Origin of the sequence: Pseudomonas sp. Leaf59 (assembly GCF_920984685.1) — a bacterium.
Taxonomy (GTDB): Bacteria; Pseudomonadota; Gammaproteobacteria; order Pseudomonadales; family Pseudomonadaceae; genus Aquipseudomonas.
Map to the genome: position 1 here is coordinate 36,433 of NZ_CAKLBR010000004.1, position 22,836 is coordinate 59,268.

19 protein-coding genes and 2 pseudogenes are annotated in these 22,836 nt (G+C 60.4%); 14 read left to right on the forward strand and 7 right to left on the reverse strand.

The window, feature by feature from the left end:
• Nucleotides 1-61: 61 nt before the first annotated feature.
• Entirely contained in the window at nt 62-1,402 is a 1,341-nt protein-coding gene (gene rimO, locus LUB09_RS05430) for a 30S ribosomal protein S12 methylthiotransferase RimO (RefSeq protein WP_046384502.1), read from the reverse strand.
• A 176-nt stretch (nt 1,403-1,578) separates the two neighbouring features.
• Here rimO and LUB09_RS05435 point away from each other — a divergent pair.
• From LUB09_RS05435 to LUB09_RS05445, 3 genes and pseudogenes are all read left to right on the forward strand, one after another.
• Nucleotides 1,579-2,048, forward strand: a pseudogene (locus LUB09_RS05435) (hypothetical protein); the annotation flags it as partial.
• Nucleotides 2,021-2,999 (forward strand): annotated as a pseudogene (locus tag LUB09_RS05440) (hypothetical protein). The pseudogenes LUB09_RS05435 and LUB09_RS05440, both read left to right, overlap by 28 nt.
• 47 nt (nt 3,000-3,046) lie before the next feature.
• Nucleotides 3,047-4,231: a hypothetical protein gene (locus LUB09_RS05445; RefSeq protein ID WP_231421878.1), complete on the forward strand. Its 1,185-nt coding sequence runs from the start codon at nt 3,047-3,049 to the stop codon at nt 4,229-4,231.
• Between the two features lie 64 nt (nt 4,232-4,295).
• Here LUB09_RS05445 and LUB09_RS05450 read toward each other — a convergent pair whose 3' ends face one another.
• The 5 genes from LUB09_RS05450 to LUB09_RS05470 form a co-directional block, all read right to left on the reverse strand.
• Entirely contained in the window at nt 4,296-4,616 is a 321-nt protein-coding gene (locus LUB09_RS05450) for a type II toxin-antitoxin system YafQ family toxin (protein ID WP_331282155.1), read from the reverse strand.
• Nucleotides 4,576-4,866 (reverse strand): type II toxin-antitoxin system RelB/DinJ family antitoxin, encoded by a 291-nt coding sequence (locus LUB09_RS05455; protein WP_231421880.1) that lies wholly within the window; start codon nt 4,864-4,866, stop codon nt 4,576-4,578. The genes LUB09_RS05450 and LUB09_RS05455 overlap by 41 nt, the downstream gene beginning before the upstream one ends.
• A 575-nt stretch (nt 4,867-5,441) precedes the next feature.
• On the reverse strand, nt 5,442-5,774 hold the full coding sequence (locus LUB09_RS05460) for a hypothetical protein (RefSeq protein ID WP_231421882.1): 333 nt from the start codon (nt 5,772-5,774) through the stop codon (nt 5,442-5,444).
• A 347-nt stretch (nt 5,775-6,121) separates the two neighbouring features.
• Nucleotides 6,122-6,457 carry an addiction module antidote protein gene (locus tag LUB09_RS05465; protein ID WP_231421894.1) on the reverse strand — a complete coding sequence of 112 codons (336 nt, stop codon included), beginning with the start codon at nt 6,455-6,457 and terminating at the stop codon, nt 6,122-6,124.
• Entirely contained in the window at nt 6,454-6,777 is a 324-nt protein-coding gene (locus LUB09_RS05470) for a type II toxin-antitoxin system RelE/ParE family toxin (RefSeq protein WP_231421898.1), read from the reverse strand. Before LUB09_RS05470 ends, LUB09_RS05465 begins: the two co-directional genes overlap by 4 nt.
• 369 nt (nt 6,778-7,146) lie before the next feature.
• Between LUB09_RS05470 and LUB09_RS05475 the strand changes: the two genes are divergently transcribed.
• The 3 genes from LUB09_RS05475 to LUB09_RS05485 all read left to right on the forward strand — a co-directional run bounded on the left by LUB09_RS05475 (nt 7,147) and on the right by LUB09_RS05485 (nt 10,737).
• Complete coding sequence (locus LUB09_RS05475) at nt 7,147-9,048, forward strand: potassium transporter Kup (RefSeq protein WP_209989395.1); 1,902 nt, start codon at nt 7,147-7,149, stop codon at nt 9,046-9,048.
• A gap of 124 nt (nt 9,049-9,172) precedes the next feature.
• The gene (locus LUB09_RS05480) at nt 9,173-10,279 is read left to right on the forward strand and encodes an NADH:flavin oxidoreductase/NADH oxidase (protein ID WP_231421906.1); all 1,107 of its coding nucleotides are present in this window, start codon (nt 9,173-9,175) and stop codon (nt 10,277-10,279) included.
• Nucleotides 10,280-10,551: 272 nt separating this feature from the next.
• Nucleotides 10,552-10,737 carry a hypothetical protein gene (locus tag LUB09_RS05485; protein WP_209989400.1) on the forward strand — a complete coding sequence of 62 codons (186 nt, stop codon included), beginning with the start codon at nt 10,552-10,554 and terminating at the stop codon, nt 10,735-10,737.
• A 468-nt stretch (nt 10,738-11,205) separates the two neighbouring features.
• Here LUB09_RS05485 and LUB09_RS05490 read toward each other — a convergent pair whose 3' ends face one another.
• Complete coding sequence (locus tag LUB09_RS05490; RefSeq protein ID WP_209989403.1) at nt 11,206-12,831, reverse strand: glucan biosynthesis protein D; 1,626 nt, start codon at nt 12,829-12,831, stop codon at nt 11,206-11,208.
• Nucleotides 12,832-13,164: 333 nt separating this feature from the next.
• On the opposite strand from LUB09_RS05490, the gene LUB09_RS05495 reads away from it, so the two are divergent.
• From LUB09_RS05495 to LUB09_RS05530, 8 genes are all read left to right on the forward strand, one after another.
• Entirely contained in the window at nt 13,165-13,872 is a 708-nt protein-coding gene (locus LUB09_RS05495; RefSeq protein WP_231421910.1) for a tellurite resistance TerB family protein, read from the forward strand.
• A gap of 412 nt (nt 13,873-14,284) precedes the next feature.
• Nucleotides 14,285-15,907 carry a methyl-accepting chemotaxis protein gene (locus LUB09_RS05500; protein ID WP_209989408.1) on the forward strand — a complete coding sequence of 541 codons (1,623 nt, stop codon included), beginning with the start codon at nt 14,285-14,287 and terminating at the stop codon, nt 15,905-15,907.
• Nucleotides 15,907-16,419: a chemotaxis protein CheW gene (locus LUB09_RS05505; protein ID WP_231421919.1), complete on the forward strand. Its 513-nt coding sequence runs from the start codon at nt 15,907-15,909 to the stop codon at nt 16,417-16,419. The genes LUB09_RS05500 and LUB09_RS05505 overlap by 1 nt, the downstream gene beginning before the upstream one ends.
• Nucleotides 16,416-17,681 (forward strand): CheR family methyltransferase, encoded by a 1,266-nt coding sequence (locus LUB09_RS05510; RefSeq protein WP_231421921.1) that lies wholly within the window; start codon nt 16,416-16,418, stop codon nt 17,679-17,681. The genes LUB09_RS05505 and LUB09_RS05510 overlap by 4 nt, the downstream gene beginning before the upstream one ends.
• The gene (locus tag LUB09_RS05515; protein WP_231421949.1) at nt 17,678-18,376 is read left to right on the forward strand and encodes a chemotaxis protein CheW; all 699 of its coding nucleotides are present in this window, start codon (nt 17,678-17,680) and stop codon (nt 18,374-18,376) included. The genes LUB09_RS05510 and LUB09_RS05515 overlap by 4 nt, the downstream gene beginning before the upstream one ends.
• Nucleotides 18,373-20,664, forward strand: a complete 2,292-nt coding sequence (locus tag LUB09_RS05520; RefSeq protein WP_209989418.1) for a hybrid sensor histidine kinase/response regulator — start codon at nt 18,373-18,375, stop codon at nt 20,662-20,664. Before LUB09_RS05515 ends, LUB09_RS05520 begins: the two co-directional genes overlap by 4 nt.
• On the forward strand, nt 20,661-21,671 hold the full coding sequence (locus tag LUB09_RS05525) for a chemotaxis response regulator protein-glutamate methylesterase (RefSeq protein ID WP_231421959.1): 1,011 nt from the start codon (nt 20,661-20,663) through the stop codon (nt 21,669-21,671). The genes LUB09_RS05520 and LUB09_RS05525 overlap by 4 nt, the downstream gene beginning before the upstream one ends.
• A 51-nt stretch (nt 21,672-21,722) precedes the next feature.
• A complete protein-coding gene (locus LUB09_RS05530; RefSeq protein ID WP_057007744.1) occupies nt 21,723-22,724 on the forward strand; it encodes a diguanylate cyclase in 1,002 nt (333 codons plus the stop codon).
• The last annotated feature ends 112 nt before the right edge of the window (nt 22,725-22,836 follow it).

Consider the following 22,836-nt stretch of genomic DNA (forward strand, 5'->3'; position numbering starts at 1 on the left):
ATAGACCCAAAAAAGCCCCGCCTCTTGTCCAGAGGCGGGGCTTTTGTATTTCTTTGCAGATTCAGTCGCGCTTTTCGGCCCACAGGTCGTATTCGTCGGCGTCGGTCACGGTGCACCAGACCTTGTCGCCCGGCTTCAAGCCGCTGGCATCGTCGATAAACACGTTACCGTCGATTTCCGGTGCATCGAAGAAGCAGCGGCCAACGGCGCCTTGTTCGTCGACTTCGTCGATCAGCACTTCGATTTCCTTGCCGATGCGCAACTGCAGGCGCGCGGAACTGATCGCCTGCTGGTGCGCCATGAAGCGCTCCCAACGGTCCTGCTTGACGTCGTCCGGCACCACGGCCAGGTCCAGCAGGTTGGCCGGAGCGCCTTCCACCGGGGAATACTGGAAGCAGCCGACGCGGTCCAGTTGCGCTTCAGTCAGCCAGTCCAGCAGGTACTGGAAGTCTTCTTCGGTTTCGCCGGGGAAGCCGACGATGAAGGTCGACCGGATGATCAGCTCCGGGCAGATCTCGCGCCAGTTCTTGATACGCGCCAGGGTCTTGTCTTCGAACGCCGGGCGTTTCATCGCCTTGAGCACCTTGGGGCTTGCGTGCTGGAACGGAATGTCCAGGTACGGCAGGATCTTGCCGGCGGCCATCAATGGGATCAGTTCATCCACGTGCGGGTACGGGTAGACATAGTGCAGGCGCACCCACACACCCAGGCTGCTGAGGGCTTCGCACAGTTCGGTCATGCGGGTTTTCACCGGCGCGCCGTTCCAGAAACCGGTGCGGTATTTCACATCGACGCCGTACGCGCTGGTGTCCTGGGAGATCACCAACAGCTCTTTGACGCCGGATTTGACAAGGCGCTGGGCCTCGTCGAGGACATCGCCCACCGGACGGCTGACCAGCTTGCCGCGCATCGACGGAATGATGCAGAAGCTGCAGCTGTGGTTGCAGCCTTCGGAAATCTTCAGGTACGCATAGTGACGCGGCGTCAGCTTGATGCCTTGGGGCGGCACCAGGTCGATCAGCGGGTTGTGGTCCTGACGCGGCGGCACCACCTGGTGCACGGCGTTGACCACCTGCTCGTACTGCTGCGGACCGGTTACGGCCAGAACGCTGGGGTGCACGTTGCGGATGTTGCCTTCTTCCACACCCATGCAGCCGGTCACGATGACCTTGCCGTTTTCCTTGATGGCCTCGCCAATCACTTCCAGCGACTCCGCCTTGGCCGAATCGATGAAACCGCAGGTGTTGACCACCACCACGTCAGCGTCCTGATAGGTGGACACCACGTCGTAGCCTTCCATGCGCAGTTGCGTCAGGATGCGTTCGGAGTCGACCAGAGCCTTCGGGCAACCCAGGGAAACAAAGCCAACCTTGGGGTTGGCTTTTGCGATGGTGGTGGACATGTCTAACCTCGGTATTGAATGACGCCGCCGGTCGGGCACGACAAGGCGGTTGCCGGGCACTGGGTGTGCCTCTGATCAAAAAGTGCGCAATTCTAGCGATGGGCGGCGCGCTTGACCAGCTTTATGCGGGGAAATGCGACGAGTGCTGCGGTTCTGGCTGCCAGCAGGCGATGTAGTGTGGTGAGTCGGCGGCGATCCTGGCCTACCCGCTGCCATCGAATCTGCGCCACGCCCATCTGCCCGTAGTCTTGAGTCGGAACCTGTCAGCATGCCGGGCTGCTCTTCTGCATTCCGAATCAGCCCAACGCTTGCGTCGAAGCGCCGCTTTTACAGCCTGGCTGCCTGCTATCAAGCCATGGACAGCCTGGCCCGGGTTTTCAACATCCCCGACTTTAGCTGGCAGCAGCAGGGTGACGGGGAGGTGTTCGTGGGCAGTTGGGCCGACAGCTTCTTCGGCGTTTGTACGCCGCTGCAACTGCCGGTGGAGCTGTTCGACGACTACCAGGGCAACCAAAGCGAAATGATTGCAGCTCTTCCCGGGTTGCGACCAGGTGCATCGATCAACCACAGCGAGCGCATCACCAGTGTGGCGCTCATCGACAACCAGATGGCCATCCGATGGACGACGCAATCCGCCGCAGCGTAGAACGACAGTTTCCCGAACTCACCGGTGGTTACCACCTTCCACGCTTTGCCCGTGTTGTTGCGGTGGCCGACGCCCCGGCCGGCGCCGGTATCTGTGACGACTTCCGGCCGCGCTATGCGGTGGACATTGAGGTCATGGGACCGGACGGCGAGCCAGATCCCAAGCTACCTATCCTTGCCGGCGTACCGCTGCCCCTGCCCACCGGCGGGGACGAAATGGGCATCTATGCTTTCCCTGAGGAGGGCACCCAAGTTGTGGTGTGCTTCGCCTATGGACTGCCGCACAAGCCGTATATCCAAACCATCCTGCCCCACGGACTGAGCATGCCGAGCGTGCCGAAGGGCGACCAGGTGTGGCAGCACAGCGAGGCCTGTCAGCAGCGTGTCGATGCGGACGGCAACTGGCTGCGCCAAACGGACGGCAAGATCCGCGACAAGGCGATCGAGCGGGAAGTCGAGGCGATGGGCAACACGGAGACGTTCCAGAACCACACCAGGACAGTGGACGACCATTCCACTGAGTCAGTGGGTGGTATCAAGACGATCGAGGCATTAGGCGCGCTCAAGCTGCTGTCGGGCGGATCTGCAAGCCTGGCGGCGGTGGATGATTTGCATCAGGCGACCGGGCGGGATTTGAACCTGGTGGTCGGGCAGAAGCATAACGCTACGGTGGGTGGTGATATGGAGGAAAGGATTCATGGGCTGCGCAGTAGCGTGGCGGGGGGGCAGCCAGCGGCTGGTCGCGCCCGAGACATGGTTAGGGTCAGAGGGGGTGAACGTGCTGCAGGTGCTATGCGACTTGCTTGATCTGGTGCAGCAGATGAACGTTCAGATGGCTGGACATACCCACATGCCGGGACCATCGCCAAGTCCGACAGACTCCAGTAGATTTACAGAAAATGCCGTCGCGACAATGAATCTAGTGAATCAGCTCCGGCCTATAACGGTTTAGATTTATTAGATAACGAAAATAACACAATAATTAAATATGGAAATTTTATGTCAGATACCTACTTTTTAGACTTGCAGGCAATCCGCACTGGGTGCGTTGCCAATATTGTTACAGGCGGACTTCTACCCAAAAATGGAATGCGCTGGGAGTTCACTAACGAGATAAAGCCATTGGATTTGTATTGTTATCTATACACCAAGTATGGAGAGCCTAATGGTTTACTAAATCTCGCAAGAAAAGATGATTCCGATAACTTAATACACTGGGAATGGACGTTGGCAAATGCTGACGGATTGATATCAATAATGGGGATGAACTTTAGAACAGAGGTTCTGCTAGCTGGAGATTTTCAAGGGAAGGGGCTCGATCTTGAAATGTTCATCAGTCAGATCAAGGGAGATATTGGAAAGTACGGTAAGCAAATTACAGCATTCAGAACGGAGCTCGAAAAATGGACGCAGTTTATCAATCCTTATGAACGCATTAGACGTGCAGTGGTAGAGAACTTTAATCAGCTGGATGCTTTAGGTATAAATCCAGCAAGTGATAAAGTTGTGCATCCTAAAACTGCAGAAGATATGAAAGGATTCAATGACCGCTGGAAAGCATTGAACGCTAGATACAGTGCGGCAGTAGGTTTAGTATTTGGGCTTAGATCTATGCTTCCAGTGCTAGCGGAGTCGTTTATAAATCTCCTTATTTTTGCCTTGGCTAAGCCTGAGATAAAAGCAAATGATCGACTTTTCCAAAGTATTGTTCGGCAACCAATAGATATTCGCATACAGTCGTTGCACTTAAATTGCAATGGATTTAATAGGTTGATCGATTATACTGCTCAAGAGTGTAAAGATTTTCATACGCTAATGAATTATAGAAACGATCTTTTGCATGGCAATGTTGAGGTAGGAAAGCTTTCGATTGGCGATATATACTTTCGGGGAAATCTCCCTCTGTTTATTCAGTATGATGACTTTTGGAGTATATCCATAGGTGCGTCAATGCGATCAGTTGGGTACGACTCAATACATAAAGATCATAAGGTAGTTGAAAGGTTTATAGAGTTTGTAATAGAGCAGCTCGATAAAAATGTTGCGGAACATGTAAGGAGAATAATTGAAACTGGCGAGCTCGGGTTTAACAAGAAAACGGGCCGACTGGGTATTTTGATACCTGAGGCAATCGCTGACTTCAGGGTGTACGCCACATCCGATTCGCCCGACAGCGCCGAGTAGTATTATCCAGTAAACAATAAGGCGCCTATAGGCGCCTTATTGTTTACCGAATGCTGTGGTATTTCTATTTGAACAACTCGGCATGACTACCAATGTCTACGAAGGTTACAAGGTCAGCTCTAGAGTGCTCGTAAATCATCAGAAAGTCTCCACCAATGTGGCACTCTCTAAAACCATCTTTGTCCCCAGTCAAAGCATGATCACGATATTCAGCAGGTAGCGGCTCTCCAAGGAACAGCATCACCATTACCGCACGGACCTCGTTCATATCCCGACGCCCAGCACGTTTATATCGGTCCCACGATTTCTTGAACTCAGGCGTTTGCGCGCACTGCTTTGGCAGGTCAGCGCGCTTTTGCTTCTTCTCCGGCTTCGCCATCAGCATCCCTTAGCATGTCGTCGATCGAGTCGAACTGGCGACGAATATCACGTGCTTGCGCCATCGCACGAGCGGTTTTCTCCGAAGGGACGCGCACTTCGAAAGGCAGTCCCTGCGTTGTCACTACCTGACGGAGGAAAAGACGCATAGCGTCACTGATGCTCAGCCCACAAGCATCCAGCACAGCAGTGGCGCGATCCTTCAAATCCTCGTCGATGCGGCAACGCACGTCAGTGGTTTTTAGTAATGCAGCCATGATAATACCCCTTGAGTAAATTTGTAGCAACGATGTAGCTACGTTGATGCTAGTGCCAGTTGCCACGCATGTCAACCGTTAGGAGTTATCAAGAGATACCGGGAGTTATCTGCAGTGATCACGCGGTCTCACTGAGCGTCACTCAACCCGTTGGTCGGAGAGCTCTAAAAAGAGCAGGTTAAGAAAAAAACGTATGAAAAAGCACTTATCCCCCTCCCGCCGACGGGGTTTGCGTTCCTTTTTTTGTGCAAACGGGGCGAGGTGTGCAAACGGTGGTTCCGACCAAGCCCACTGCGGGCTCCGGGATACCTTTTGCAATTGCACAAAGTGCAAAACCTTGCAAAGGAATGAAGAGAAATTTCACTAGAGGGAGGGGTTGAGACAGAAAGAAGAGTTGCGAGAAACCTGAATACATTGGCTGAAAGGCATGAAAACTGTCGGAGTTCGCAGTTTTTGAAAACGGGCAGGGTCCGCACAGAGCGCTGTTTAGCGGTTTGAATTAGTGGTAGAGCTAGCTGAAAGCCCCGCGAGTTGAGGCTTTCAGCGCTATTAGACCGTTTTATACCTTACAAAAATTAGCGGAAATGTTCTTCCGATAGTTCGGTCATTGCTTTGATCGTTGGGACGTACTCTTTCATGAATTCAAGTACATCATGGAAGGAGTCAATTGCGTAGAGGTGCATCTCATCGCCAATTGTCAGATGGACCAACGCCTTGTGATCGGTGTTGCCCGCGCTCGAGAAAAGCTCGATTGACGCGATCTCAGGGTTTCCAATTTCGAACTGACGCATGAAGCCCATTTTTCGAAGCGCATCGTTGACGTCGTCTGTGCCGGCTTTGTCGCAGGCTTCGTTGATCAGATCACGTTGGAGTTCAACCACGCCCCTGCTGCTGGAATAGCTATACATCGTGTATTTCCCTGGCATCGAATTGGTGATGAATTTTGCACCAAACGGGACCAAGGGTGTAGTCAACGTTATGAGTCAGATTCCACCGTGTATAGACCCGCCATCGCTTGGGCAACCCAAGGAAACAAAGCCAACCTTGGGGTTGGCTTTTGCGATGGTGGTGGACATGTCTAACCTCGGTATTGAATGACGCCGCCGGTCGGGTACGACAAGGCGGTTGCCGGGCACTGGGTGTGCCTCTGATCAAAAAGTGAGCAATTCTAGTGATGGGCGGCGCGCTTGACCAGCTTTATGCGGGGAAATGCGACGAGTGCTGCGTGGGTATTTTGTAGCCGCTTGCCATGTTCTCAAGCGTGGGCGTCCTGTTCTGAGCGATGGGCGACAACTCTGGACATGCCCACACCTAGCGCCTGTAGTACTTTCAGGAGAGTGGAGAGCTTTGGATCGCCGCCTGCTGCTATTGATCTGTAAAGATTTGCTCTGTTGAGTCCCGTGTTCTGAGACAAGTGGAGCATGCCACCGCGCGCTTCCGCGACACGCCGGACGGCGACGAGGAAGGCGTCCTCACCACCCGCTTCATCAATTTCTTCAAGTGCGACGCAGAGGTATTCGAGCGCAAATGCTTCGTCGTTTCGGAGCATTTCAAGGACGCTGTCTTCATGAGAGCGAGTACCAGTATTCATTGTTGCTGCACCTTGTAGGATTTCCAGAGAGTCTTGGCCTGATCAATGTCGTTCTGCTGTCTGGCCTTTGATCCACCGCCCAGCAGGAAAATAATTCTTCGATCCTGAATTGCGTAATACACGCGAAAGCCGGGGCCGAAGTCGAGTTTCATCTCAAACACCCCACCACCAACCGGCTCGGTCATTCCGAAGTGGCCAAGGGCTGCTCGGTCCAATCGGGTGGTGATTCTTGCTTTTGATCGCTTGTCTTGCACGGTGTCCAGCCAAGCTTGATAGATATCCACACCGTTGGCAGACAGTACGTGCTTCACTTCGTACATAACTAATGTACCTTAAAAGAGACATTTCGATGATTGAGTTTCTATATCGACTGAGCGCGTTATGAAGAGCCTCGATTGAAATAATCAGGTAATCCGGTCGAGAGTTCCGGTTCCGCCGCCCATGCACGACTGCTGAGTGGGGCGAAAATATACGGTCGGCAGTAGGTATGATCAATGAAGGCAAAAAGGCTCTAATACGACTTGATCAGCGAAATGCGACGAGTGCTGCGCTATGCTTCGCGCCTTTACTCACGGGCCAGCCCCGTGAGTCAATAAAACGTCTGTTACGAGAAGTTAAACGGCGCATGCTAGGGTCCGCTCAGGTGCGTTGTTTATAAATGGCCGCAGGTCAAAGGGCAGGAGTGGTTGATGGGTCAGGCAAGTAGTCAGGCGGCGGGTGCCGAGCATTCAAACGCCAAGCCGATAGGCATGCTGGTGGCGGCGGTTGGGGTGGTTTACGGCGATATCGGGACCAGCCCGCTCTATACCCTCAAAGAAGTATTCACCGGCGGTTATGGGGTGCAGGTCAACCATGATGGTGTGTTGGGGATTCTGGCGCTGATTTTCTGGTCGCTGATCTGGGTCGTGTCGATCAAATACATGCTGTTCGTGCTGCGCGCCGACAACCAGGGCGAGGGCGGCATCATGGCCCTGACCGCGCTGGCGCGACGTGCGGCGGGGGAGCGCAGGAGACTGCGCAGTTTCCTCGTGGTGTGCGGCCTGTGCGGTGCGGCGCTGTTTTATGGCGACAGCATGATCACCCCGGCGATCTCGGTGCTGTCGGCCGTGGAAGGCCTGGAGCTGGCGTTCGATGGCGTGGATAAGTGGGTGGTGCCCATCGCGCTGGTGGTGCTGGTGGCGCTGTTCCTGATCCAGAAGCACGGCACCGACCGTATCGGCAAGCTGTTCGGGCCGGTGATGGTCACCTGGTTTCTGGTACTCGGCGGCCTTGGCGTGTATGGCATCACCCTGCACCCCGAAGTGCTCAGCGCGCTGAACCCGATGTGGGCCGTGCGTTTCTTCGAGGCTCACCCCGGCATCGGTGTGGCGATTCTGGGTGCAGTGGTACTGGCGTTGACCGGCGCCGAGGCGTTGTACGCCGACATGGGCCACTTCGGGCGCAAGCCCATCGCCCGCGCCTGGTTCATCCTGGTGCTGCCGGCGCTGGTGCTCAATTATTTCGGTCAGGGCGCGATGCTGCTGGGCGACCCTGAAGCCGCGCGCAACCCGTTTTACCTGCTGGCGCCAAGCTGGGCGCTGATCCCGCTGGTGGTGCTGTCCACACTGGCCACGGTGATTGCATCCCAGGCGGTCATTTCCGGGGCGTTTTCGTTGACGCGCCAGGCGATCCAACTGGGTTACATCCCGCGCATGCACATCCAGCACACGTCCAGCGCCGAGCAGGGCCAGATCTACATCGGCGCGGTGAACTGGTCGCTGATGGTCGGTGTGATCCTGCTGGTGCTGGGCTTCGAGTCCTCCAACGCGCTGGCCTCGGCCTACGGCGTGGCAGTGACCGGCACCATGCTGATGACCACCATCCTGGTGTCGGCCGTGATGCTGCTGCTGTGGAAATGGCCACCGATTCTGGCCGTGCCGGTGTTGCTCTGCTGCCTGTTGGTGGACGGGCTGTACTTTGCCGCCAACGTGCCGAAGATCATCCAGGGTGGCGCGTTCCCGGTGCTGGCGGGGATCGTGCTGTTCGTGTTGATGACGACGTGGAAGCGCGGCAAGCAACTGCTGGTGGAACGCCTCGACGAGGGCGGCCTGCCGCTGCCGATCTTTATCAACAGCATCCGCGTGCAGCCGCCTCACCGCGTGCAGGGCACGGCGGTGTTCCTTACCGCGCGACCCGACGCAACGCCCCATGCGCTGCTGCACAACCTGCTGCACAACCAGGTGCTGCATGAGCAAGTGGTGCTGCTGACGGTGGTCTACGAAGACATTCCGCGCGTACCCACCGCCCGGCGCTTCGAGGTGGATGCCTACGGTGAGGGCTTCTTCCGGGTGATCCTGCACTTTGGCTTTACCGACGAGCCGGATGTGCCCCAGGCGCTGAAGTTGTGCCATCTGGAAGAGCTGGATTTCAGCCCGATGCGCACCACGTATTTCCTCAGCCGCGAAACCGTGATCGCCTCGCGCATCAAGGGCATGGCGCGTTGGCGCGAAGCGCTGTTCGCCTTCATGTTGAAGAACGCCAACGGCAACCTGCGCTTCTTCAAGCTCCCGGTAAACCGGGTGATCGAGCTGGGCACCCAGGTCGAAATGTAGACCGCAGCACCCTGGGAGCCGGTAATCGGCTCCCGTCTTTCCTTCTGAACCCTGTGTGATCGACGGTTGTCGACTAGGCTCCAGGCACCGTTGATGTGCCCACAGAACCCGGAAGAGGTGCGCCATGAGTCAACTGCTCGAACCCTATACCCTGCGCCAACTGACCCTGCTCAATCGCATCGTGGTCTCGCCGATGTGCCAGTACTCCAGCGCCGATGGCTTGGCCAACGACTGGCATCTGGTCCACCTCGGCAGCCGTGCGGTGGGCGGCGCCGGGCTGATCTTTACCGAATCCACCGCCGTGACCGCCGATGGCCGTATCACCGCCCAGGACTTGGGTTTGTGGAACGACGCACAGATCGCGCCGCTGCAGCGCATCACCCGTTTCATCGCGGCCCAGGGCGCGGTAGCCGGCATCCAGCTGGGCCACGCCGGACGCAAGGCCAGCACGCACCGTCCGTGGATCGGCAAGCATGGCAGCGTCAAGCCGGAAGACGGCGGTTGGGTGCCGGTGGGGCCCTCGCCGATTGCATTCGACCCACAGCACACCCAGCCCACGCCGCTGGACGAAGGGCAGATCCAGCAAGTGATTGCCGACTTCGTGGCGGCCGCCAGGCGCGCGTTGACGGCGGGGTTCCAGGTGGTGGAAATCCACGCTGCCCACGGCTACCTGCTGCACCAATTCCTCTCGCCCATCAGCAACCAGCGCCGGGACCAGTACGGCGGCTCCTTCGAAAACCGCATCCGCCTGGTGCTCGAAGTGACCCGCGCGGTACGCGATGTCTGGCCGCAGGAGCTGCCGCTGTTTGTGCGTGTGTCGGCCACCGACTGGGTGGAAGACGGCTGGAACCCCGATGAAACCGTGGAACTGGCGCGCCGCCTGAAGGACCTGGGCGTGGACCTGATCGACGTCTCCTCCGGTGGCACCGCCGCCAACGCCGAAATCCCCACCGGCCCCGGCTACCAGACGCGTTTTGCCGAGCGCGTGCGCAAGGAGTCCGGGATTGCCACCGGCACCGTCGGCATGATCACCGAGCCGGCGCAGGCCGAGCATATCCTGCGCACCTGCCAGGCGGACCTGATCTTCCTCGCCCGTGAACTGCTGCGCGATCCGTACTGGCCCCTGCATGCCGATGACGACCTGGGCGGACGCAAGGCAACCTGGCCGGCGCAGTATCAGCGTGCGACCCATCGCGACCAGCCAATCCACGAGTCCGATCTGCGCGATTGATCCTGCGCAGGCTGCACCGAAAACCCACCCGGGTCCGGTGGGTTTTTCTTTGTCCATCTGTGTGGGAAAAGGCTGTAGGTATTTGTTACCGAAGCAATTTTTTAAGTGAATACTCTAAAAAAATCCCACACCGGACGAGATTGTTTCTACGCTTAGGGTACGTCTGGTTCTGGCCCAGGAAGTCAGTCGGTTTGCCCGCGAAGGTATTGCGCTTTATCGCAGGCAAAGAATGGGCGCAAGGAGCATTTGATCGTTATCAGGAGAAACAGTCCATGGCCAAGTCCTATGGTGTAGCGGGTGTGGTGGCGTGTTTTCTGACCCGCAGGATGTCCCTGCGTAGTCGCAGGTTGAGTTCGGACGAGGCTGAATTGCTGGCGCAATATCGCGCCCTGACCGAGGACGATCAGGTGGCGATGCGGTACCTGGTGGGGGCGATGAAGAGTGTGTCGCGGTTTTAAAACCAGCGAAAATCAACGATGGGAGCGGCGGTGCGACGATTCGACTTGCCCGCGATGACGATTTTTCGGTGTACCTATCCGTTTCTGCGGTAACGGCTGCTGGAGGTTCCGCTCTTACAGCGGGTCACTTTTTGAAGAGCGCAAAAAGTAACCCAAAACGCTTCGCCCCAACACTCGGCACCTCGCTCAGGCTCGGTGTGCCCGAACGCAGGCTTTGGAGCGCGGCTAACCCGGCGTCCTGCCGGGTTACCCACGCTCCAAAGCCTGCGTTCGGCCAGCGTGTTTGACGGGGCGCTCCAGATCAAAAGCAAAAGCGTGGCGGCCTTAGAGCCGACCGGTATCGGGGCGTGTGAACGCGATCAACTGTGGGAGCGGGCTTGCCCGCGATGACGGTAGGCCAGTTGCTACATGAACGACTGACTCATCGCTATCGCGGGCAAACCTGTTCCCATATTTATAACCGGCGCCTCACGTGTACTTGCGCTTATCCGGCGCTGGCGGGAAGTACTGGTACAGCCAGGTTTCACTCAAGGTGCGGTCCTGGGTCCGGATAAACAGGCGCAGCTCGACTGGTTCCACGCTGTCGCTGGTGGGGTACCAGTCGAACAGGATGCGATAGCCCTTGATGTTGTCGAGCACCAGCACGCTGAAATCCTTGACCTCACCGTGTGAGCAAGTCACCACCGGCTCGATGCCGGTGCCGGCGGGCAGGCGGTCCAGGCCGCCGCCCTTGAAGTCCACGGCAAAGCGGCGCGCCCAGACTTCGGGGTAATGCTCGCCGGGTGCCCAGCCTTCGGTAAAGCCGCCCATGCCGGAACGGGTCGCGTCGACCTGCGCCAGCGGCGTGCTGACCGGGGGCAGGGCACTCCAGTACAACTTGTAGCCGTAATTGAGGGAGTCGCCGGCAGCCACGGGTTTTTTCGGGGTCCAGAAGGCCACGATATTGTCCAGGGTCTCGCCGGTGGTAGGGATTTCCAGCAGGTCGATCGAGCCCTCGCCCCAGGCGGTGGTCGGTTCCACCCACAGGCTTGGGCGCTTGCTGTACCAGTCCACGGTGTCCTGATAGCTGGCGAACTCATGGTCGGTCTGCACCAGGCCGAAGCCTTTTGGGTCAGTGTCGGCAAACGCGTTGAACTGCAACTTGGCCGGGTTGTTCAACGGGCGGCACACCCACTCGCCATTACCGCGCCACATCGCCAGGCGGTCCGAATCGTGGATTTGCGGGTGGATGGTGTCGCACATGCGCCGCTCATGGGTGCCGCAGCTGAACATGCTGGTCATCGCCGCGATGCCCAGTTGTTCGATGGCGGTACGCGCGTTGATATGCGCGTCGATCGCCATCACCACCTGGTTGGCCTGGCAGTCGATATCGAAGCGATAGGCACCGGTGGCGCTCGGTGAATCGAGCAGGGCGTACACCACAAAGCGTGTGGCGTTCTTTTCCGGGGTCTCGAACCAGAACTGCGTGAAGTCGGGAAATTCCTCGCGTTTTTTCGCGTAGGTATCAATCGCCAGGCCGCGCGCTGACAGGCCGTACTGGCCGGTGGAATCCACCGCTCGGAAATAGCTGGCGCCCAAAAATGACAACACGTCATGGCGGTCCAGCTCCGGCGCCTTGAACAGCTTGAAGCCGGAGAAACCCAGGTCGCCGGTCAGTTGCTTGGTGTCTACCGTGGTCTTTTCATAGTTGAACAGCGACGGGCGGAAATGCACCTCACGGGCTTCGCGGGTCCTGGGGTCGACGCTGTGCATGCGCACCGGCGTCTTGAAACCCATGCCGACGTGGAAGAACTGCACATCCAGCTGGCCGTTCAACTCCTTCCACAGCGAATGATTGCCGTCGTAGCCAATCGCGTTGAAATTTTGCGGGGTCATGTTCGCCAGCGTAGGTGGCAGCACCTGCCGCGTGTCTTTGTAGGCTGCGCCGGCGAGCTGTTTGGCCTGGGCCTTGAGCGTTTCAAAATCGAATGCCACGGCCTTGCCATCGGCGGCACGGTTACCGGCCCAGGCCTGCGCGGCCAGCAGGCCACTGGCCGACAAACCGGTGTAAGCCGCAATGGCCATGGACGCTTTGAGCAAATTCCTGCGATGCATAGAGACAACCTGTCGTGAGCAAATCCCGCGCCGTTCCTGGCACGTAATGGATCAGAAATAACGGTTCGGACATGCCTTCGGCCAAACGCAACGGACATTAAACAGACGCCGGATAGCTTAAGCGGTTCGATGGGCAAGGAAAATTGATTGGTGGCACGGTAGTGGCTCTGCATGTGCGACAAGACATTTCCAAACCAGCGAAGGGGTGGCTGCGCCCTTCAAACTACACAGGCGGTGTTACATCTGGAAGCACTCTAGCGAGCAGTAAATTTTGCACTTGGTTTTACGCTGAGGTCTGTTTGTCCTATGTACCCAAGTGCCTGGAGGCTATTTATGAATACCCGTGGATTGCTCGATCAGTTGCTTAAATCTGGTCAGGACATGTTGCAAAAAAAGGCTGGTGACCAGCGTAAATCGGATGAGAAAGGCGCGCTGGATGGCCTGCTCGGCAGTGGCGGCCTGGGCAGCCTGCTCGGCGGCGCAGGGGGTGGCGCTCTGGCGGCGGGCGCCATGGGCCTGCTGATGGGCAACAAAAAAGCGCGCAAATTCGGCGGCAAGGCGCTCACCTACGGCGGTCTGGCCGCCCTGGGCGTCATCGCCTACAAGGCGTACGGCAACTGGCAGGCGCAGCAGGCCAGCGCGCCCCAAAGCGAACCGCAAACCATCGACCGCCTGCCGCCGGCCCAGGTCGAGCAGCACAGCCAGGGCATCCTCAAGGCGCTGGTCGCCGCCGCCAAGGCCGACGGACACGTCGACGAGCGCGAGCGCGCGCTGATCGAAGGCGAGTTCACCAAGCTGGACAACGACCGCGAGCTGCAAAGCTGGCTGCACGCCGAACTCAACAAACCCCTGGACCCCGCCGATGTGGCCCGCGCCGCAGGCACCCCGGAAATGGCCGCCGAGATGTACATCGCCAGCGTGATGCTGGTGGACGAGGAAAACTTCATGGAAAAGTCATACCTCGACGAACTGGCCCGCCAACTCCGGCTGGAGCCCGGCCTGAAGGCCGAACTGGAGAAACAGGTGCGTCTGGCTCAGTAACCACAGGCGGTACGCAAATCAAGATAGGGGAGGCCCCGCTTCTTGTGGCAAGCGGGCTTGCCCTAATGCCGTTCAGTTAAGGAAAATGTGTGGGCTTATTGTGGCGAGCGGGCTTGCCCCGCGTTGGGGTGCGAAGCGCCCCCAATCGAGCAAAACGCGGTGTACCTGATAGGGCTCAGCGCCTGGCTTTGGGGCTGCTGCGCAGCCCAACGCAGGACAAGCCTGCTCGCCACAGGGAATCTGCGCTTAACTGAACGGCATTAGGGCAAGCCCGTTCGCCACAGGAATGGGGTTGCCTGAACCCGTCAGTCAGTCGTTTTGATACAAACACACCGCCCTCGCAAGCAACCCCCCTCGCACATTCCGCTCAGCTATACTCCCCTCCATTTGAATGGCCCTTCGAGGAATTACTGTGAAGAACTGGACGTTGCGCCAACGGATTTTGGCGAGCTTTGCGGTCATTATTGCGATCATGTTGCTGATGGTCGTGGTGTCCTACTCACGGTTGCTGAAGATCGAAGTCAGTCAGGAAGCCGTCAGGGATGATGCGGTGCCAGGGGTCTACTTAAGCTCCATGATCCGCAGCGCGTGGGTCGACAGCTATTTACAGACCATCGACATCATCGGCTTGCGCGAGGAAAAGACCCTCACCAATTCCGACAAGAATGACTACAAGTCCTTCGAAGCGCGAATTGAGCAGCAGATGGCCAACTATGAAAAAACCGTGCATGACCAGGCCGATCGCATGGAGTTCGACAACTTCAAGGCCGCGCACATCAATTACAACAAGGTTCTGGCCCAGGTGCTGGAACGCGTTGAAGCCAACGACCTGCCCGGTGCCAGCGTATTGCTCGAAGAGCAATTGACGCCGATCTGGACCGAAGGGCGCATGAAGCTCAACGACATCATCACTGAAAACAAGAACGTGTCCGACCGCGCCACGGCGGCCATTGATGAGGCCGTGCTGTCGGCCAAGATCAGCATGGTGGTGTCGCTGATCATCGCCGTTCTCGCTGCCGGCCTGTGTGGCCTGCTGCTGATGCGCGCGATCATGGCGCCGATGAAGCGCATCGTCGACATCCTCGAAACCATGCGCACGGGCGACCTCAGCAAACGCCTGAACCTGGAGCGCAAGGACGAATTCAACGCCGTGGAAACCGGCTTCAACGACATGATGACTGAACTGACCGCCCTGGTGTCCCAGGCCCAGCGCTCCTCGGTGCAGGTCACCACCTCGGTCACCGAGATTGCCGCCACCTCCAAGCAGCAGCAGGCCACCGCCACCGAAACCGCCGCCACGACCACCGAGATCGGCGCGACGTCGCGGGAAATCGCCGCCACGTCCAAGGACCTGGTGCGCACCATGACCGAAGTCTCCACCGCCGCCGATCAGGCTTCGGTGGCGGCCGGGTCCGGCCAGCAGGGCCTGGCGCGCATGGAAGAAACCATGCACTCGGTGATGGGCGCCGCCGACCTGGTGAACGCCAAGCTGGCGATCCTCAACGAAAAGGCCGGCAACATCAACCAGGTGGTGGTGACCATCGTCAAGGTCGCCGACCAGACCAACCTGCTCTCGCTCAATGCCGCCATCGAGGCCGAGAAGGCCGGCGAATACGGGCGCGGCTTTGCCGTAGTGGCCACCGAAGTGCGACGGTTGGCCGACCAGACTGCCGTGGCCACCTACGACATCGAGCAGATGGTGCGCGAGATCCAGTCGGCGGTGTCGGCCGGGGTGATGGGTATGGACAAGTTCTCCGAGGAAGTGCGCCGCGGCATGTTCGAAGTGCAGCAGGTGGGCGAGCAGCTTTCGCAGATCATCCATCAGGTGCAGGCGCTGGCGCCACGGGTGTTGATGGTCAACGAAGGCATGCAGGCCCAGGCCACCGGCGCCGAACAGATCAACCACGCGCTGGTGCAGCTCGGTGATGCCAGCAGCCAGACCGTGGAGTCCCTGCGTCAGGCCAGCTTTGCCATTGATGAACTGAGCCAGGTTGCGGTGGGTCTGCGCAGCGGCGTGTCGCGTTTCAAAGTCTGATGAGCGACCTCGCGGCTAAACGCGGCGCCGTTACGGCAGCGAAAAAGGCGTTGTTCCTGCTGTTCCACATCGGCAGTGAACGCTTTGCCCTCAAGGCCACCGAAGTGGCCGAAGTGCTGCCGCGCCTGCCACTCAAGCCCATCGCCCACTCGCCCGCCTGGGTGTCGGGGATTTTTGCCCATCGCGGCGCGCTGGTGCCGGTCATCGACCTGAGTGCGCTGACCTTTGGCACCGCCGCTCAGGCCCGCACGAGCACGCGGCTGGTGCTGGTCAACTACCAGCCGCAATCCTGGGCCGAACCGCGCCGGCTGGGGCTGATTCTCGAACAGGCCACCGACACCCTGCGCTGCGACCCCGCCGAATTCCAGCCTTATGGCCTGGACAATCGCCAGGCGCCGTACCTTGGGCCGGTGCGCGAAGATGCGGCGGGCTTGACGCAATGGATCGGCGTCAATGACCTGCTCACCGAAGATGTGCGTGCCTTGCTGTTCTCTGCCGAGTTGAGCCTATGAGCAACGACCCGCGCTTTTTTGCCTATTTGAAAGAACGCATCGGCCTGGACGTCGCTTCGGTGGGCGAAGCCATTATCGAGCGTGCCGTGCGCCAGCGCAGCCAGGCGGTGCAGGCGCAGACAGCGGATGATTACTGGCAGCACCTGCAACGCTCCCACGACGAACAGCAGGCGCTGATCGAAGCGGTGATCGTTCCCGAGACCTGGTTCTTTCGCTACCCCGAATCCTTCGCAACCCTCGCGCGGCTGGCCAAGGCGCGTCTGGACGAGCTCAAGCAACTGCGCGCCTTGCGCATTCTGAGCCTGCCATGCTCCACGGGCGAGGAGCCCTATTCGATCGCCATGGCCCTGCTCGATGCCGGCCTTGCGCCGCACCAGTTCAAGGTGCAGGGCATGGACGTCAGCCCGCTGTCGGTGGAGCGCGCCCGGCGCGGCGTGTACGGCAAGAATTCGTTTCGCGGCGGCGACATCGACTTTCGCGACCGCCACTTCAGCGAACAGGCCGAGGGGTATCACATCGCCGACCGCGTGCGCGAACAGGTGCGCCTGCAGGTCGGCAACCTGCTTGACCCGGCGCTGCTCGCCAATGAATCGGCCTACGATTTCGTGTTTTGCCGCAACCTGCTGATCTACTTTGACCAGCCAACGCAACAGCAGGTGTTCGATGTGCTCAAGGGCTTGACCCACCTGGACGGCGTGCTGTTCATCGGCCCGGCCGAGGGCAGCCTGCTGGGGCGCCACGGCATGCGTTCGATTGGCGTGCCGCAGTCGTTTGCCTTCAGCCGCCACGCGGAACCGGTCAAGCCGGCGCCGGTGTTTGTACCCATGCCCAATCCCGTGCTTGCGCGCAGCGCGGCACCGATGCCGCTGCCGGTCAAGCCGCGACCGTTCAGCGCGGCCAGCGCCCAGGTGGTGCCAATCAAGGCGCCGCCCTCCGACACGGCCGACTTGCTCAGCCAGATCGCCACCCTGGCCAACGCCGGCAAGAGCGCCGAAGCCCGCGCCGCCTGCGAACGCTATTTGAGCAACCACCCGCCGGCCGCCCAGGTATTTTACTGGCTGGGGCTGCTCAGCGATGTGGCCGGCAGCGCCCTGGAAGCCCAGGGTTATTACCGAAAAGCCTTGTACCTGGAACCCCAGCACCCGCAGGCCCTGATGCACCTGGCCGCGCTGCTCGAGTCCCAGGGCGACAGCGCGGGCGCGCGTCGCCTGCAGGCACGTGCCGCGCGCAGCGAGCGAGCTGACAGTGAGTCCAAACGATGAGTAGCACCAAGGCGCTCGACACCGCCGGCCTGGACCTGACCCTGGCCGACACCCAGGCCATCGACGATTGCTGGAACCGCATCGGCATTCATGGCGACAAGTCCTGCCCGCTGCTGGCGGAGCATATTCACTGTCGCAACTGCTCGGTGTATTCGGCCGCCGCCACGCGGTTGCTGGACCGTTACGCCCTGCAACAGGACGACCGCCGCCCGGCGGCGGCCGAGGTCGATGAGGACATCGTCACCCGTTCGCTGCTGATGTTCCGGCTCGGCGAGGAGTGGCTGGGCATCGCCACCCGCTGTCTGGTGGAGGTGGCGCCGCTGCAGCCGATCCATTCCCTGCCGCACCAGCGTTCCCGTGCGTTGCTCGGCGTGGCCAATGTGCGTGGGGCGCTGGTGGCGTGTCTGTCGTTGGTCGAACTGCTTGGACTGGATGCCACCAGCACCGGGGCGACAGGCGGGCGGATCATGCCGCGCATGCTGATCATCGCCGCGCAGGATGGCCCGGTGGTGGTGCCGGTGGACGAAGTCGACGGCATTCACGCGGTCGATGAACGCACCCTGAAAGCGGCATCGACCTCCGGCACCCAGGCCAGTGGGCGCTTCACCCAGGGTGTTCTGCAGTGGAAGGGCCGCAGCCTGCGCTGGCTGGACGAGGCACAATTGTTGTCCGCCGTGACCCGGAGCCTCACATGACCCCCGACCAGATGCGCGACGCCTCGCTGCTGGAACTGTTCAGCCTGGAAGCCGATGCGCAAACCCAGGTGCTGAGTGCCGGCCTGCTGGCCCTGGAACGCAATCCCACCCAGGCCGACCAGCTCGAAGCCTGCATGCGCGCCGCGCACTCGCTCAAGGGCGCGGCGCGCATCGTCGGGGTGGACGCCGGGGTCAGTGTGGCCCACGTGATGGAGGACTGCCTGGTCAGTGCCCAGGAAGCACGCCTGTACCTGCAACCTGAGCACATCGACGCGCTGCTGCAGGGCACCGACCTGCTGATGCGCATCGCCACGCCGGGCAACGACGTCTCGCCTGCCGATATCGCAGCCTATGTGGCGCTGATGGAGCGCTTGCTGGATCCGTCGCAGCCCACGGCAAAGATCGCAGCGCCAGCCGAGCCAGCGCCGGCTCCGACGCCTGTCATGGAAACCTTGCCGCTCGAGCCCGAGCCTGAGCCCGAACCTGCGCCGCCTGCTGCCAGCGAGCCCGCGCGTCCGGGCAAGCGCATGACCGAAGGCGGCGAACGCGTGCTGCGCGTCACCGCCGAGCGCCTGAACAGCCTGCTGGACCTGTCCAGCAAATCCCTGGTGGAAACCCAGCGGCTCAAGCCGTATCTGGCCAGCCTGCAACGCCTCAAGCGCATTCAAAGCCAGGGCGTGCGCGCGCTGGACTCCCTGGACGGCCAGCTCAAGACCCTGAATCTGAACCTCGAAGCCCAGGAAGCCCTGGCCGATACCCGTCGCCTGCTGAGCGAAGCCCAGGCCCTGCTGGCGGAAAAAACCGCCGAGCTGGACGAGTTCGGCTGGCAGGCCGGGCAGCGTGCGCAGGTGCTTTATGACACCGCGCTGGCCTGCCGCATGCGCCCATTTGCCGATGTATTGGCGGGGCAGGCACGCATGGTCCGCGACCTTGGCCGTACCCTGGGCAAGCGGGTGCGCCTGGAGATCGAGGGCGAAAAGACCCAGGTCGACCGCGACGTGCTGGAAAAACTCGAAGCGCCGCTCACCCATTTATTGCGCAATGCCGTCGACCATGGCATTGAAATGCCCGAGCAGCGCGTGCTCGCCGGCAAGCCTGCCGAAGGCCTGATCCGTCTGCGCGCCTCCCATCAGGCCGGCTTGCTGGTGCTGGAACTGAGCGACGACGGCAATGGCGTCGACCTGGAGCGCCTGCGCGGCAGCATCGTCGATCGGCACCTGTCGCCGCTGGAAACCGCCCTGCGTCTGAGCGAGGAGGAGCTGCTGACGTTCCTCTTCCTGCCGGGCTTCAGCCTGCGCGACAAGGTCACCGAAGTGTCCGGGCGCGGAGTTGGCCTGGATGCGGTGCAGCATATGGTGCGGCAACTGCGCGGCGCGGTGGTGCTGGAGCAAACGGCGGGGCAGGGCAGCCGCTTCCACTTGGAAGTGCCGTTGACCCTGTCGGTGGTGCGCAGCCTGGTGGTCGAAGTCGGCGAAGAGGCTTACGCCTTCCCGCTGGCCCATATCGAACGCATGTGCGACCTGGCCCCCGACGACATTGTGCAGTTGGAAGGCCGCCAGCATTTCTGGCATGAGGGCCGGCATGTCGGCCTGGTCGCCGCCAGCCAGTTGTTGCAGCGCCCGCCAGGGCAGAACAATGACGAAACGCTTAAAGTCGTGGTGATCCGCGAGCGCGACGCGGTGTACGGGATTGCCGTGGAGCGCTTTATCGGTGAGCGCACGCTGGTGGTGCTGCCGCTGGATGACCGCCTTGGCAAGGTTCAGGATATTTCCGCCGGCGCTTTGCTCGACGATGGCTCGGTGGTGCTGATTGTCGATGTGGAGGACATGCTGCGCTCGGTGGACAAACTGCTCAACACCGGCCGCCTGGAACGCATCGCCCGGCGCAGCCAGCAGGCCACCGAAGCGCCGCGCAAGCGCGTGCTGGTGGTGGACGACTCGCTCACCGTGCGTGAGCTGCAACGCAAACTGCTGCTCAATCGCGGCTATGAAGTGGCCGTGGCGGTCGACGGCATGGACGGGTGGAACGCCTTGCGCTCCGAAGACTTCGACCTGCTGATCACAGACATTGATATGCCTCGTATGGACGGTATCGAATTGGTCACACTCCTGCGCCGAGACACGCGCCTGCAATCGTTGCCGGTGATGGTGGTGTCCTACAAGGACCGCGAAGAAGACCGGCGGCGAGGACTCGACGCCGGCGCCGACTATTATCTGGCGAAGGCCAGCTTCCATGATGACGCCCTGCTTGACGCCGTGGTCGAACTGATCGGAGGCGCGCGGGCATGAAGATTGCCATCGTCAACGACATGCCGCTCGCCGTCGAAGCCCTGCGCCGCGCCCTGAGTTTCGAGCCTTCGCACCAGGTGGTGTGGGTGGCCGGCAATGGCCTGCAGGCGGTGCAACGCTGCGCCGAACTGACCCCGGACCTGATCCTGATGGACCTGATCATGCCGGTGATGGACGGTGTGGAAGCCACCCGGCAGATCATGGCCGATAACCCGTGCGCGATTCTGCTGGTGACCGTCGACCGCCAGGCCAACATGAGCCGGGTGTTCGAAGCCATGGGCCATGGCGCCCTGGACGTGGTGGACACCCCCGCGCTGGGCGTAGGCAACCCCAGGGATGCGGCCGCGCCGTTGCTGCGCAAGATCCTCAATATCGGCTGGCTGATCGGCCAGCGTGGCAGCCGCGTGCGCGCCGAAACCGCACCCCAGCGCATCATGGGCAAGCCCCACAGCCTGGTAGCGATCGGCTCCTCGGCTGGCGGCCCGGCTGCCCTGGAAAGCCTGCTCAAGGGGTTGCCGCGGGACTTTCCCGCCGCCATCGTGCTGGTGCAGCATGTCGATCAGGTATTCGCCGCGGGCATGGCCGAGTGGCTGAGCAGCTCCTCCGGCCTGCCGGTGCGCCTGGCCCGTGAAGGCGAGCCGCCACAAAGCGGCGTGGTGCTGCTGGCCGGCACCAACCACCATATTCGTCTGTTGAAGAACGGCACGCTGGCCTATACCGCAGAGCCGGTGAACGAGATTTACCGGCCGTCCATCGATGTATTTTTTGAAAGCGTGGCCAGCCACTGGAATGGCGATGCCGTCGGCGTGTTGCTGACCGGTATGGGGCGCGACGGGGCACAGGGACTTAAATCAATGCGTGAACAAGGCTATTTGACCATCGCCCAGGACCAGCAGAGTTCGGCGGTGTATGGCATGCCCAAAGCGGCGGCGGCGATTGAAGCCGCTGTTGAAATTCGCCCACTGGACAGGATTGCGCCCCGGTTGCTGGAGGTTTTTGCAAAATGATCAACGCCCCAGTCAACGCCGGCCTGCAGGTGGTAATTCAGGTGACTGCACATGAATGACTTACAGATCGACGACATCAAGACCGACGAAAATGCCGCCATGGTGTTGCTGGTCGACGACCAGGCCATGATCGGCGAAGCCGTGCGTCGCGGCCTGGCCCATGAGGAGAACATCGACTTCCACTTCTGCGCCGACCCGCACCAGGCGATTGCCCAGGCGATCCGCATCAAACCCACGGTGATCCTGCAGGACCTGGTGATGCCGGGCCTGGACGGTTTGACTCTGGTGCGCGAATACCGCAACCACCCGGCCACCGCGAACATCCCGATCATCGTGCTTTCCACCAAGGAAGATCCGCTGATCAAGAGCGCCGCGTTTGCTGCCGGTGCCAACGATTACCTGGTCAAGCTGCCGGATAACATCGAGCTGGTGGCGCGCATTCGCTATCACTCACGCTCCTATATGACCCTGTTGCAGCGCGATGCCGCCTATCGCGCGCTGCGCGTCAGCCAGCAACAGCTGCTGGACACCAATCTGGTGCTGCAACGCCTGATGAACTCCGACGGCCTCACCGGGTTGTCCAATCGCCGGCACTTCGACGAATACCTGGAACTGGAATGGCGCCGCGCCATGCGCGACCAGACCCAGCTCTCGCTGCTGATGATCGACGTGGACTTCTTCAAGACCTACAACGACAGCTTCGGCCATGTCGAGGGCGACGAGGCCCTGCGCAAGGTCGCCGCCGCCATCCGCGACGCCAGCAGCCGCCCCTCGGACCTGCCGGCGCGTTACGGCGGTGAAGAGTTCGCCCTGGTGCTGCCCAACACCTCGCCGGGCGGCGCACGGCTGGTGGCCGAAAAGCTGCGCATGGCCGTCGCCGCGCTGAAAATCCCGCACATCGCGCCCACTGAAGGTTCGAGCCTGACCATCAGCATCGGCCTGTCGACCCTCACGCCGGTGCAGGGCACCGATTGCCGGCAGTTGATCATGGCGGCGGACAAGGGGTTGTACATGGCCAAGCATAATGGGCGTAATCAGGTGGGGATCGAATGATCCGAGTGCGCCGCTAATCAACGTGTGAGAGGGGACTTGTTCCCGATAGCGGTGTATCAGCCACGCGGTGGGCGACTGACACGCTGCCATCGGGAGCAAGCCCCCTCCCACT